The 12,988-nt window shown below is 55.3% G+C and carries 12 protein-coding genes; 9 read left to right on the forward strand and 3 right to left on the reverse strand.

Annotated features, from left to right (window positions below; all coding sequences use genetic code 11):
• Positions 1-17: 17 nt before the first annotated feature.
• Positions 18-1,571 carry a D-xylose ABC transporter ATP-binding protein gene (xylG, locus tag AKL25_RS05910; RefSeq protein ID WP_050476725.1) on the reverse strand — a complete coding sequence of 518 codons (1,554 nt, stop codon included), beginning with the start codon at positions 1,569-1,571 and terminating at the stop codon, positions 18-20.
• 157 nt (positions 1,572-1,728) lie between these two features.
• A complete protein-coding gene (gene xylF / locus AKL25_RS05915) occupies positions 1,729-2,709 on the reverse strand; it encodes a D-xylose ABC transporter substrate-binding protein (RefSeq protein ID WP_420840703.1) in 981 nt (326 codons plus the stop codon).
• Between the two features lie 581 nt (positions 2,710-3,290).
• Between xylF and AKL25_RS05920 the strand changes: the two genes are divergently transcribed.
• The 6 genes from AKL25_RS05920 to AKL25_RS05945 all read left to right on the forward strand — a co-directional run bounded on the left by AKL25_RS05920 (position 3,291) and on the right by AKL25_RS05945 (position 8,835).
• The gene (locus AKL25_RS05920) at positions 3,291-4,562 is read left to right on the forward strand and encodes a XylR family transcriptional regulator (RefSeq protein WP_240475654.1); all 1,272 of its coding nucleotides are present in this window, start codon (positions 3,291-3,293) and stop codon (positions 4,560-4,562) included.
• Between the two features lie 52 nt (positions 4,563-4,614).
• Positions 4,615-5,679: an aldose epimerase family protein gene (locus AKL25_RS05925; RefSeq protein WP_050476728.1), complete on the forward strand. Its 1,065-nt coding sequence runs from the start codon at positions 4,615-4,617 to the stop codon at positions 5,677-5,679.
• Positions 5,680-5,826: 147 nt separating this feature from the next.
• Positions 5,827-7,080, forward strand: a complete 1,254-nt coding sequence (locus tag AKL25_RS05930; RefSeq protein WP_050476729.1) for a SpoIIE family protein phosphatase — start codon at positions 5,827-5,829, stop codon at positions 7,078-7,080.
• Between the two features lie 19 nt (positions 7,081-7,099).
• Positions 7,100-7,660: a SiaB family protein kinase gene (locus tag AKL25_RS05935; protein ID WP_050476730.1), complete on the forward strand. Its 561-nt coding sequence runs from the start codon at positions 7,100-7,102 to the stop codon at positions 7,658-7,660.
• Positions 7,661-7,735: 75 nt separating this feature from the next.
• A complete protein-coding gene (locus AKL25_RS05940; RefSeq protein ID WP_050476731.1) occupies positions 7,736-8,128 on the forward strand; it encodes a DUF1987 domain-containing protein in 393 nt (130 codons plus the stop codon).
• Positions 8,125-8,835: a GGDEF domain-containing protein gene (locus AKL25_RS05945; protein ID WP_050476732.1), complete on the forward strand. Its 711-nt coding sequence runs from the start codon at positions 8,125-8,127 to the stop codon at positions 8,833-8,835. The genes AKL25_RS05940 and AKL25_RS05945 overlap by 4 nt, the downstream gene beginning before the upstream one ends.
• A gap of 163 nt (positions 8,836-8,998) precedes the next feature.
• On the opposite strand, the gene AKL25_RS05950 is transcribed toward AKL25_RS05945, so the two are convergent.
• Positions 8,999-9,430: a DUF1801 domain-containing protein gene (locus AKL25_RS05950; protein ID WP_050476733.1), complete on the reverse strand. Its 432-nt coding sequence runs from the start codon at positions 9,428-9,430 to the stop codon at positions 8,999-9,001.
• Between the two features lie 215 nt (positions 9,431-9,645).
• On the opposite strand from AKL25_RS05950, the gene AKL25_RS05955 reads away from it, so the two are divergent.
• The 3 genes from AKL25_RS05955 to AKL25_RS05965 all read left to right on the forward strand — a co-directional run bounded on the left by AKL25_RS05955 (position 9,646) and on the right by AKL25_RS05965 (position 12,919).
• Positions 9,646-10,056, forward strand: coding sequence for a hypothetical protein (locus tag AKL25_RS05955; protein ID WP_050476734.1), 411 nt, complete (start codon positions 9,646-9,648; stop codon positions 10,054-10,056).
• A gap of 281 nt (positions 10,057-10,337) precedes the next feature.
• Positions 10,338-11,582 (forward strand): hypothetical protein, encoded by a 1,245-nt coding sequence (locus tag AKL25_RS24110; protein WP_157050505.1) that lies wholly within the window; start codon positions 10,338-10,340, stop codon positions 11,580-11,582.
• Entirely contained in the window at positions 11,579-12,919 is a 1,341-nt protein-coding gene (locus tag AKL25_RS05965) for a hypothetical protein (protein WP_050476736.1), read from the forward strand. Before AKL25_RS24110 ends, AKL25_RS05965 begins: the two co-directional genes overlap by 4 nt.
• Positions 12,920-12,988 lie beyond the last annotated feature (69 nt).

Consider the following 12,988-nt stretch of genomic DNA (forward strand, 5'->3'; position numbering starts at 1 on the left):
ATTCCAGGTTGTTTTGCTTATGCAGAGGCTTGCAATGTGCGCTGCTGCGGCGATTGGTTGATGGCCGCCGCCAGCACCGTCTCCTGCGTCAGATCCTGATTGACGAAGTCGCCGCGCAGCTTGCCTTCGCCGATGACCAGCACGCGGTCGGATACGCCCAGCACCTCCGCCAGTTCGGACGACACCATGATCACCGCCACGCCTTGCCTGGCCAGTTCCGCAATGAGCCGGTAGATCTCTGCCTTGGCGCCGACGTCGACGCCGCGTGTCGGCTCGTCGAGGATCAGCACCTTGGGGCGCGCCAGCAGCATCTTGGCCAGCACGGCCTTTTGCTGATTGCCGCCCGACAGTCCGGTGATCGGCAGGAAAGGGCTGGCGGTCTTGAGCTGCATGCGCACGATCTCGTCCTGCACGGTCTTCAGTTCCGATTCGGCATCGATGCGGGTGCGGTGCGAGAAGTCGTTGAGCACCGTCAGCGTGATGTTCTGGCCGACGCTGAGGTCCGGTACGATGCCGTGCTGCTTGCGGTCTTCCGGCACCATGCACAGGCCGAGGCGGATCGACTTGAGCGGTGTTGCGGTATCGACCTTTGCACCGTGCATGAACACTTCGCCTTCATGGCGTCCCGCATAGGCGCCGAACAAAGCCGACACCAGTTCCGTCCGCCCGGCGCCGACCAGCCCGGCAATGCCGAGGATTTCACCGCGGCGCACCGAGAACGACACATCGTCGACGCGCTTGCGTCTGGGATTGTCGGCGTCGAAGCAGGTGACGTGGCGCGCCTCGAAAATCACTTCGCCGATCTCATGGTCGCGCGTCGGATACATGGTCGTGATTTCGCGGCCGACCATCTGCGTGATGATCCGGTCGACGTCCAGCGCCTGCATCGGCGTGGTGGCGATATGCTTGCCGTCGCGGATCACGGAAATGGTGTCGCACACCTCCGCCACTTCATCGAGCTTGTGCGAGATGTAGACGCAGGCCACGCCCTTGGCCTTGAGGTCTTTGATGATCTTGAGCAGGACCGCGATTTCCGACGAGGTCAGCGACGAAGAGGGTTCATCGAGGATCAGCAGGCGCGCCTTTTTGTTGAGCGCCTTGGCGATTTCCACCAGCTGCTGATGGCCGCCGCCGTATTGCATCACCGGCAGGGCGACGTTGATGTCGGGCATGTTCAGCTCGCGCATGAGTTCTTCCGCGCGGCGATACATCGCCGGATAATTCATGCGGCCGCCGCGCAGCGTCAGTTCGTGGCCCATGAAAATATTTTCCGCCACCGACAGCTCGGGCACCAGCATCAGCTCCTGGTGGATGATGACGATGCCGGCCGCCTCGGTGTCGCGCACCGATTGCGCCGCCAGCGGCTTGCCGTCCCACAGGATTTCGCCGTCCCATGTGCCGTGAGGATAGACGCCGGAAAGAATTTTCATCAGCGTCGATTTACCGGCGCCGTTTTCGCCGCACAGGCCGACGCATTCGCCGGCCTTGATCTTGATGTCGATGCCATCCAGGGCACGGACACCGCCAAACGTCTTGACGATGCCCTTCATTTCTAACAGGTACTCAGACATGCATGCTCTCGTGGAGTAGAAACTGCGGAATACGTGGCGAAATCGACGCTGCAACATCGCCGCGCCGTCACGCTTTCACGTGTCGCCGTCAACCGCAATTGAACAAAGCGACAATGCCGGCCAGGCGCAATGCCTGTCCGGATTGTTTTTTTTGTTGTTATTTGCCGCCGATTTGCGCTTGTGTGTAGAAGCCGTCGTCCACCAGCACGTTGACATTGGTCTTGGTCAGCGGAATCGGCTTGAGCAGCACGGTGTCGACTTTCTTGAAGCCGTTGTCGTATTGCGAGTTGTAAGCCGGCTTCTCGTTGCGGGCCAGGTGCACCGACAGGTTGGCTGCTTCGGTGGCGATCAGCTTGAGGGGTTTGTACACCGTCATGGTCTGGGTGCCGGCGACCACACGCTTGACCGCGGCCAGGTCGGCGTCTTGTCCGGAGACCGGCACTTTGCCAGCCAGCTTTTGCGCAGCCAGCGCCTGGATCGCGCCGCCGGCGGTGCCGTCGTTGGAGGCGACGATGGCGTCGATCTTGTTGTTATTGGCGGTCAGCGCGTTTTCAACGATGGACAAGGCTTCGGTCGGGTTCCAGTCCTTCACCCATTGCTGGCCGACGATCTTGATGTCGCCCTTGTCGATGTAAGGCTTGAGCACCTTCATCTGGCCTTCGCGCAGCATCTTGGCGTTGTTGTCGGTGGGCGAACCGCCCAGCAGATAGAAGTTGCCTTTGGACTGCGCCTTGACCACGCCCTCGGCCTGCATCTCGCCGACCTTCTCGTTGTCGAAGGAGATGTAGGCATCCACATCCGCATTGAGGATCAGGCGGTCATACGACAGCACCTTGATGCCGGCCTTCTTGGCTTCCTTGATGGTGTTGGTCAGCACGGTCGCGTTGAAAGGGACGATCACGATCACGTCGACGCCGCGCGAGATCAGGTTTTCGATTTGCGAAATCTGGCGCGCTTCGCTGGCGTCAGCCGACTGGACGAACACTTTCGCCCCCAGCTTTTCTGCTGCTGCGGTAAAGAAATCGCGATCGCGCGCCCAGCGCTCAACCCGCAGGTCATCGATGGAAAAACCGATTTTCGGATTCTTGGCATCTGCCATGGCGCTTGTGCTGACCAGCGAAATCGTGGTCACCGCCATCAATGCCAGTACACTTTTTTTCAGGATTGCGTTCATTGCCTGGTCTCCAGTTTCATTATGATTTTTAAGGGGGATGCTCCCGCGCATGGTCGGCATCAGTCTTTTTTTAACGGCGACTTTTGGTAGGTTGATTTGTCGTTCGCCGCCATGCCGGGAGGATGAACCGGTTCGCTGTCCCGCCCCGCAAACTCAGGTGGTAAGGCGCTCCGCTCATCTGCTGCTCGTTTGCTCTCATTTGCTGCTCTGCCATCATTTCCCGGCAGAAGATCCCTGCCGGGTTTGATGTGGGGCCATACTAGCAATCAGCGACAGGCGTCTACAATTACGAAATTCACCAACCGGGATAGTGATTCTTTCTATTGCAGTTGCACAAAGGGGGATTTGGCCTGACGCAGCGCTGACGCCTCGGTACAATCACCGGAGCGGAATGAAAAGGCTCGGTGCAGTAGCAATGCAGAGCGAGACAAGACAAGTACGAATAAGACAAGCACGGATACATACCGGCGAGTACGCAAAACGGCAGGTGGCATGTTGTCATCGCCAACAAACCAATAACTCCGATGCCTGGAGGAGACCACAGAGTGACAAGAGTACCGACCGTGCATCGCATTGCGCTGCTGTTCAACGGCAACAAGATATTCGATCGCGACATCATCGCCGGCATCGGCGAATACCTCACCAGCACGCGCGCCTCGTGGGACTTGTACCTGGAGGAGGATTTTCGTTGCCGCCTGCAAGGCATTGAGCGCTGGCAGGGGCACGGCATCATTGCCGACTTCGACGACCCGGCCACTTGCGAAGCCCTGGCGGGAGTGCATCTGCCGGTGGTGGCGGTCGGCGGATCCTATGCCGATGATGCCGACTATCCGCGAGATACTCCCTACGTGGCGACCGATAATTTCAAACTGGTGAAGCTGGCCTACGATCATCTGATCGAAGCCGGCCTGCAGAATTTCGCCTGCTTCAGCCTGCCCAAGGCCGATGTCAACCGCTGGGCGCAGGAGCGCGAAAAAGCTTTCGAAACGCTGATGCAGCGCGACGGCATCCAGGGACATATCTACCGCGGCGTCGGCACCAGCGCGCCGTCCTGGGATACCGCCGTCGAGCAGCAGATCGCCTGGGTGCGCAGCCTGCCCAAGCCCATCGGCATCATCGCCGTGACCGATGCGCGCGCCCGCCAGCTGCTGCAGGCTTGCTTGTGCGCCGGCATTGCGGTGCCCGAGCAAGTGGCGCTGATCGGCATCGACAACGACCCGCTGGCGCGCATCCTCACGCGCGTGCCGCTGAGTTCGGTGATTCAGGGAACGGTGGAGATGGGGCGCACGGCGGCGCACCTGCTGCACCAGATGCTGCACGGCGCGCGCTTCGCCGACACGCGCATCCTGGTGCCGCCGGCCGGCATCAACGTGCTGGCGTCGAGCCGCCATGAAGCGCGCAATCATCCGCACGTGATGCAGGCCATGCATTTCATTCGCCAATACGCCTGCCAGGGCATCAAGACCGAGCAGGTGGCCGACTATGTCGGCATCTCGCGCTCTTCGCTGGAGTGGTACTTCCGCCGCGAACTGGGGCGCAGCGTGCATGACGAGATCCTGCGTTTCAAACTGGATGCCGCCAAACGCCTGCTGCAACAGGCCGACAGCAACGTCGCCGATATCGCCGTCAGCTGCGGCTTTACCTCCGTGCAATACATGCACGCCGTGTTCAAGCGCGAACTCGGATGCACGCCGCGGGAATACCAGGAGCAGATGGCAGGCGATGCACCGCCACCGGTTGCAATCCCTCGGAAGAAATCGCCCGCGGCAATATCGATACAAGCTGCAGATAACGTGCGGGCACGCACGAACGCATAGATGAACCAACGAATGGATTGACGGATTCAATCCATCGCCAATTTTCCAGACGATGACACATTTCACAATCACCAGCGCCCCCGCCGACCATGGCATCACTTTCTACACCTTGCGCAATGCACACGACATGCGCGTCGTCATCAGCGACCGCGGCGCCACGCTGATTTCGTGGTGGGCGCCTGACCGTTATGGTCGCGAAGCCGACGTCCTGCTTGGTTATGCCGGATGCGATGGGTATGTCGCCAATCCGGCCTTCTTCGGCGGCGTGATCGGACGCTGGGGCAATCGCATCGCCAACGGCCGCTTCACGCTGGACGGCGTTGATTATCAGATCGACCGCAACGAAGGCGACAATCATCTGCACGGTGGAAAGGGCGGATTTCACCTGATGCCATGGCAGGTGCAGAGCGATCCCGAGGGCCTGAGGATGACGCTGGCGTCGCCGCATGGGGCGGCGGGATTTCCCGGCAACGTGCTGGCTTCGGTGCTGTACCGGCTGGACGACGACGGCCGGTTGCGCATCGACTACACCGCCACGACGGACGCGCCCACGCCGATCAACCTGACCTCGCACGGCTACTTCAACCTCAACGGCGGCGCCGGCGACATCTGCGATCACATCCTGTCCATCGACGCCGACGCTTATTTGCAAGTCGACTGCAAACTGATACCCGAAAAAGTCGCCGGGGTGGCCGGCAGCGCCTTCGACTTCCGGCAGCCGGCGCCGATCGGCCCGCGTCTGGCATGGCCCGACGAACAGCTCAGGGTGGCCGGCGGTTTCGATCATTGCTATTGCCTGCGCCGGGAAAGCGATGAGGTCGCCGAACCGGGCCGCAGCGTCCAGCCGCTGCGCGACGTGGCGACGGTCTACGATCCGGGCTCCGGACGCGAACTGACCGTCTCGACCACCGAGAATGGGCTGCAGTTTTATAGCGGCAACTTTCTGAACGGTGTGCAGGGACGGGCCATCCAGCCTTACGCCATGCATGACGGCTTCTGCCTGGAGGCGCAAGCCTATCCGGACCAGGTCAACAGCCCGGAGCGGGAAGCGGTTATCCTGCGGCCGGGCCAGGTCTACCGCCAGACCACGGCCTACCGGCTGGGTGTCAGGAAATAATTTTTGAAGGGCGGTCAGTCCAAAAGCAGCCTGTATCGCCCGTCCCGCCTGGGTGCGGAGGCCGTCATATCGCTGTCACACTAGTTAACTAAAATTGCTGGTTAAACAATAATTTTATGTTTTGCAGTTAACTGGGATTGGGACCAAGTGGACACCGATTTTAGCCTTGCGCCGATGGCAGGGCGTCATTTGCAGCAACCGACGGCCAGTGCGCTGGCGGTGAGCGTACCCTCCGTCACCTTTGAAGAAAACAATGCCAGGGTGCTGGAGGTATTCGGACGCCATCGCGAACTGATCAGCCTGCCGGTGCTGGAGAACGGTCATCCGATCGGGCTCATCAGCCGCAATATCTTCATGTCGCAGATGTCCAAACCTTACCATCGCGAGCTCTACGAAAAGAAGAGCTGCATCGCCTTCATGGACAAGGATCCGCTCATCGTCGAAGTCGACACCTCCATCGAGACGCTCGGCGCCCTGGCGGTCGAGTCCGGCGACAAGACGCTGGCCGACGGCTTCATGATCGTCGAGCAGGGCAAGTTCACCGGCCTCGGCTCCGGGCTGGACCTGATGCGCATGATGGTGTCGCTGCAGGCGGAAAAAAATCGCCAGGTCATGCAGAGCATCGACTACGCCAGCGTCATCCAGCGCGCCATGCTGAGCGCCTCGCGCACGGCCATGTCGCAAGCGCTGGCCGACGCCTGCCTGATCTGGGAGCCGCGCGACGTCGTCGGCGGCGACTTCTATCATTTCGAACGCTATGCCGACGGCTGGTTCGCCGCCGTGGCCGATTGCACCGGGCACGGCGTGCCCGGCGCCTTCCTCACGCTGATCGCCTCGTCGTCGCTCAAGCAAGCGCTGGAGCAGCATGGCCCGCACGATCCGGCGCGCGTCATGGGCGAGGTCAACCGCAGCATGAAGCGCGTGCTCGGCCAGCACGCCACGGCCGAGCAGCGTTCCGAATCCGACGACGGCATGGACGCCTGCTTCTTCTGGTTTGAAGCCGCCACCGACAGCCTGACCTACGCCAGCGCCAAGATGCCTTTGCTGGTGCTCTTGCCCGGCGCAGAAGAAGTGCAGACCTTCGATGGCTCGCGCACCGGTCTCGGCTATATCGATACGCCCGACGACATGAAGTGGAGCAACCGCAGCGTGCAGTTGAGCGAGGGCGCGGTCGTCATGACCGCCACCGACGGCATCATCGACCAGATCGGCGGCCCCAAGAACATCGCCTTCGGCAAGCAGCGCCTGCGTAACGCCATGCTCGCCAGCCGCGATCTGCCGATGTCCGAGTTCGGCAAGAAGATCATGGAAGAGCAAAAGAACTACCAGGGGCAGCAGCGTCGCCGCGACGACCTGACCTTTTTCAGTTTCCGCCTGCGCGGATCGATTAACAGCAAGTAGAAGTCAAGTGCAGATAGCTATGAACGGGATTCAACAGCAGTGGGATGATTTTCACCGGTGCGTCGAGCGGCGCGACGTGATCTTTTATTACGTCGGCTATTTTTCGCAAACGATCATTGCCGCGATGGCCGATGCCGTCAAACTGCGCGCCGAACACACCGGCGCCGTTTCGGTGACGCGCCGCAAACTGTTTTCGTCGTTCATTGAAATGACGCAGAACATCGTGCACTATTCGGCCGACTCGTATGAGAAAAAAGGCATTTCGGAAGCCGGGATGCGTCACGGGGCAGTCTTCATCTCGCTGACCAACGAGCGCTACTACCTGCATTGCTCCAACCCGGTCAACGCCGTCGTCGCCGAAAAGCTGCGCGAAAAGCTGGAACATTTGCGCTCGCTCACCATCGACGAAATCAAATTGGAGTATAAGGAGATGCTGCGCGCCGAGACGCCGCCGGACAGCAAAGGCGCCGGACTCGGTTTCCTGACGATGGCGCGCGACGCCAGCGAGCCGCTGGAGTTTGAATTCTCGCCGCCGGCTGCCGACGGCACCTCAATGTTTTATTTAAGAGCGACAATCTGACCCGCCATATCGTGTGACCTTGTTTGATGGCGGGAGAAGTGTTCCTCGTGGTTTGTTTGAATAAAGAATGTAAATATGGATAACTTATTTATCGCGGCCAGTCCGAGTTCCCCTGAAGTCGATTTCCGTTTCGACGAGCGCAAGCTCTCGCTGAAAGGGGAGTCCTATCCGGAAAACGCAGCGCAATTCTGGGGCGACATCATCGCCGTGCTGCGCCAGTTCCTGGAACAGGATACGGAAGGCGCCAGCATCACCGTCAACGTGGCGCTGGCCTACTTCAACAGCTCCAGCACCAAGATGCTGTTCTCGCTGTTCGGCACGCTGAATGAAAAAGCCAAGACCGGCACCGAAGTCGTCCTCAACTGGTACCACGACGAAGAAGACGACACCATCTTCGAGTTCGGCCAGGAACTGAGCGAAGACTTCCCTAATCTCGTTTTCCACGACCAGGCAGTAAAAAGCGAATGAGCGACGTCGACCTTTTTGAAGCCGAGACCGCAGTTCTCACCCGCGCCACGCAAGTCGTGGCAAGTGGCGCTGAAGAGCCCGAACAATATCGGCAGGCGCTGGAAGAGCTGGTCAAAAGCTACGGACGCCTCATGCGCGAAAGCCGCCGCCTGATCGCCCGCAGCGACCGCACCGAGCGCGAACTCAACCAGCTCAACTCCAAACTGCAGCAACTCAGCGACGAGCTGGACTACAAAGCCAAGCACGACAACCTCACCGGCGCGCTCAATCGCGGCGCCATCTTCGAGCGCGCACATCATTTCCTCAAGAGCACCTCGTTGTCCCTGGTGGTGCTCGACATCGACTTCTTTAAACGCATCAACGACGAATTCGGCCACCCGACCGGCGACGCCGTCATCCGCGAACTGGTGAACCGCCTGCGCAGAACGCTCAACGGCGAAGGCGAAATCGGCCGCGTCGGCGGCGAAGAATTCACCATCCTGCTGCCCGGCGTATCGCTCGATGCAGCCGTCGTCATCGCAGAAGAAATCCGGCTCGCCATCGTGCAGGAAACTTTCCCCTGCCTGCCGTCACGCCCGGTGACATCCAGCTTCGGCATCTCCTGGAGCGACGTCGGCGCCGATTTTGAAGACGCCTATGCGCGCGCCGATGCCGCGCTGTACAAAGCCAAGCACGGCGGCCGCAATCGCGTGGAGCGGGACGCCTGATTGTTGATTGCAAGTCTTGCTGTAAATGTTGAATGCAGGGAACGGGGAGGGGATTCGTTCCTGAGTGAAAGCGGCTTTGGATGTAGCTCTCTCAAAGACCGCCTCTGATGGCGTTTTTGCGTCATCGCCGGCAGCGTAGACCGCTGCCATATCTGCAGTAAATCTAATCCTTCACCTTCTTCACCGACTTCGACTTTGCAGCCAATTTGCCGGCGCTGTTGAGGGCTATCGCCTCGCGAATCAGCGCCTTGAACGCCGCCGCATCAATCTCTTCCCCTTCATGAATATCGATCGCGCGCCGCACCTTGCCGTCGAGACTTGAATTGAACAGCGACCCAGGATCCTGCAACGACGCGCCCTTGGCAAAGGTCAGCTTGACCACCTTCTTGTAGGATTCGCCGGTGCAGACGATACCGTCGTGCGACCACACGGGGATGTCGCCCCATTTCATTTCTTCGATGACTTCCGGATCTTCTTGCTGGATCAGCTCGCGCATTCTTGTGAGGGTTGCGCTGCGCCAGTCTGCGAGACTGGCGATTTTTTGGGAGATCAGGTCTGATGCGGATGGGGTTTTTGTCGTGTCCTGTTTTGTCATGATCTCCTCCTGAAAGTTTCTCAAATTTACGATGCGCTAAGGCAATTTTATTTCGCAAATTAAAACATACTTGGATGTATGTGTTTCGAAATCAAATATATGCAGAATAAAGTGCTGCCCGGCTATTGCTTACCAGTTTGATATCCAAGTAATCTTAAAGCTTGAATATCAATTACTCGAAAACAAACGAACATCAAACAATAACCGGGGGAAGCATGGAAGTCTTTTGGATAGTGGTTGTTCTTGGCATTGCCGCAGTGATTTGGAATGCAATTAAAAAAGAACGAGAACTGAAAGCGGCAAAAGCCAGTTACATGAACAGCCTGGAAGAGTTGAAGCAGCATCCAGCGAATCCCGAACTCCGGCAAGCCACTCTGGCTAAGGGCCGCTATTACTCCAATCTGACGAGAAATAAAAAAGGCGTCACGATGTTCGACGAGGTTGCGTTGATGAATGACATCAATGCTGCTTGCGCGGGTGCCGCTACTTTCAAATCCTCGTTCGCAGAGCCTTCCTCTGATTCGATTGAGGAGCGCCTTAAAAAACTCACCAAGCTCAAAGAGTCGAATTTGATTACGGAGCAGGAGTACAACGATAAGCGCGTGGCTATTCTTACTGAAATATGAGGCTCATACATCTTGGCTGGGATGATGGGATTTCGTGCAAAGACATCTGCAAAGATTTCACGGTGAGCGATTAAAAGACTGAAAACTCAGAATTTTTTATACCGTTCTAAGCAAAAATGCATTCGCGGTGAACGCCAAAGTTCGATTAGAGTAATAGCAGCTAATCAACAAGCATAACAGTGGCTATCTTATACCTATGGGCGTCGAGGGTATGTCGAACGACTAGTTTGATTTTCAAATCGTAGATTCCTTATTTTTAATCAGCATAAAGATATTTTTATATGACGATGATTGCAAAAATACTCGACGAACGTGAGGAAAGAGAGGGGATTTGTTTTCTTGCCCAGATCACTCTAGAGGAATATGTGGCTGGCTTACCTGCAACCTATAAAGCCTATGATGTGCAACGAGAAATTGTTTCAAATGTTTATCTAGATCATCTGGTAAATACGGTGCTAGAACGCAGACATATCCCTCCAATCGTACTGGTTGTTGATTCCAATAAGTTTGTTCGTAATGGTCAGGAATTACGGATTGAAACTTTTAAGATACTTGATGGATTGCAAAGAACTTTTCGTCTGAAAAGTATACGCGAGACAATTGAATATGCGCTCTTACCGCGAGATCACTCTCCAGAAGAATGTTTGTCATGGAGTCGTTTCAAATTTTCAAGACACTTTTCCTCGGATCTACGCGCGCGAGACTCCAACACAGAAGTTTTAAGAGTAGTTTTTGAGGCGCTACTGAACGTTGGATCGAATCGCTTACTTGAAGCATATACCCAAAACATTCAATGGTTTGAAATATGGACGGGACTAAGTTCAGAGGCCGAAGTCCAAAAGATGCTGATTTTGAATGCCGGACACAAACCGGTAAAAGCAAGGCATCAATTAGAGCTCTTATTTTTGAATCTTCTTCCAATGCTAAGTCAAGGGAGCGCTGGAGCGTTCCAGCTTGTTCGAGAGAAAGAAGTTGGTGCTACGCAGTTTAGTAAAGGCCGTCAATGCGGGGCTTTTCATTTTGCGCATATCATCACTGCTCTTCTTTCTTTATACGAGTGTAAGCCCGTTGCGCCGACCACGGATTTGATACAAGAAATTCAAAATGGAGAAGGTAGATTCGACGTTTATTTTGAATTTATGAGTGCGAAATTTCTTCAGAATTTCGTGGCGTTCTTACTTCAACTTGACCAAATTTTTACGCAAAATTATGGGGAAGTTGGCACGCGATGGATGGGGCGAGAGGTTTCCTTGGCGGGACTTTGTGCAGGCATTGGAGCGTATTCAGTAACTAGCAATACTCCAAGGGAGGAGACGATGGATAGGCTGCTTGTATTGGTACGAGCCGATCCTCAAGTATTCAACTTAGAACAATTTGAGGTTGTAAGAAATTCAGTAGAACTGAGTAAAGTGAACATCGGTAGCATCAATCGAAATGCTGTGTTCAATGCTACGACAGAGATTTTGAGTAGTGCCTACAGCAGGCCAATTGATTGGCGTAATTTTTTCGGAGCGAGTGCTCAATGAGAAAAAATCACGTACTCTTTAACTGGCCTATCTCTGAAGTTGACCGCCTTTCTGACTCGCAGGAAGCTGAAAATTTCGTGGGAACGTTATCCGCTGATGCCTCTTTGGAAGCTATTTTTATTTCCTTGACTGAAGAGATGAGAGGAATAAGGGCTGACTTGGTAGAGGCTCGTGTGAACAACACTACATATTCAAACTGGCCGACTTTACTTCAGAATGTCAAAACGTTTGAGACTCATTTTCCTCATTTCCCAAATGCGGCATATCGCAAGCTTAAAGTATTCATTTTGCTCGCTAGCATGCTTTATTCAACTGGGGCTGTGCTTGATCAGATAACCATCGATGAGTCGTTGTTCGAAACGAGAGATCTGGCCATTGCATTGCCTCTACGTTGGTTTGGACGAGAAAATGTTCAATCGCTTGAAAAATCACTTCTAGTTATAGGATGTGATGACTTTAGCCTTTTAGAGCAGGAATTCCAGGCAGCTACAACGAGTCTTTCTCCAGACCTTGTATTTCATGTATTGGGTGCAATTGCTCAAGGAGGAGAATTTTCTTCTTCGCATATTTGTGTGATAAAGCGGTCGCAGGGGCTTATTTCAGACGATATGGTGAGGGCATTCGTTTCTTTACATGTGCTGGCGCAAGGGAAAAAAGTTCATATTCCACGTCGGTATGTAGCTGCTCCACAAACTGGGAATTTAGATTCGATTGACCCGTTGGTGCCCTATCATCAGTGGGGTGACGTGTTAGAGGTATTGAGTGAATACAATAGCCGGGATGAGCCACTGCTCAAATTCTTAACGATATATCACGTCGTGGAGAATTTCATGTTCAAGCGTCCAATCGTTCAATTGGAGCGTCAGCAAGGTGGTCAAATGTTTTCCATTCGTGACTTCCGCAGGTTATACGATCATGTGGACATGTATGAAGGCCCCGCATTGACGAAAATGTTTGCAGCGGTTTTTCCGATCCCTGCATCAGGTGCAACGATCGAAAGTCGAATACTTACACGTTGGCAGGCACTTCCTACTCAGGCACCAGTCGCAGATATAGAGCATGCACTGTATGAGATGGGTATCAATAAGTCACATTCCGCATTTGTTTCAGGACAGGCGGCGCCAGGTTTTTTCAGCGATCTCGTTTATAAAATGCGATGTGCGATTGTGCACAACAAAGAGACCGAGTTTCATATGACCTATGCATCGTTAACGACGGGCTTTATTGCATTGATTGAGTCATTTTTGCTGCCGTCTCTAGAAGAACTTTGTTTCACTCTTATCGGAACCCCAAATGCGCAACTTTGGTATAGCAACCAAAATATGAAACTATATTGAGCACATCACCGAGGAGGATAATTGTGATTTTTAGCATTTCATCCATAGACATTCGAGAACTCGCGCTAT

The organism is Herbaspirillum rhizosphaerae, from assembly GCF_001189965.1.
GTDB lineage: Bacteria > Pseudomonadota > Gammaproteobacteria > Burkholderiales > Burkholderiaceae_D > Herbaspirillum > Herbaspirillum rhizosphaerae.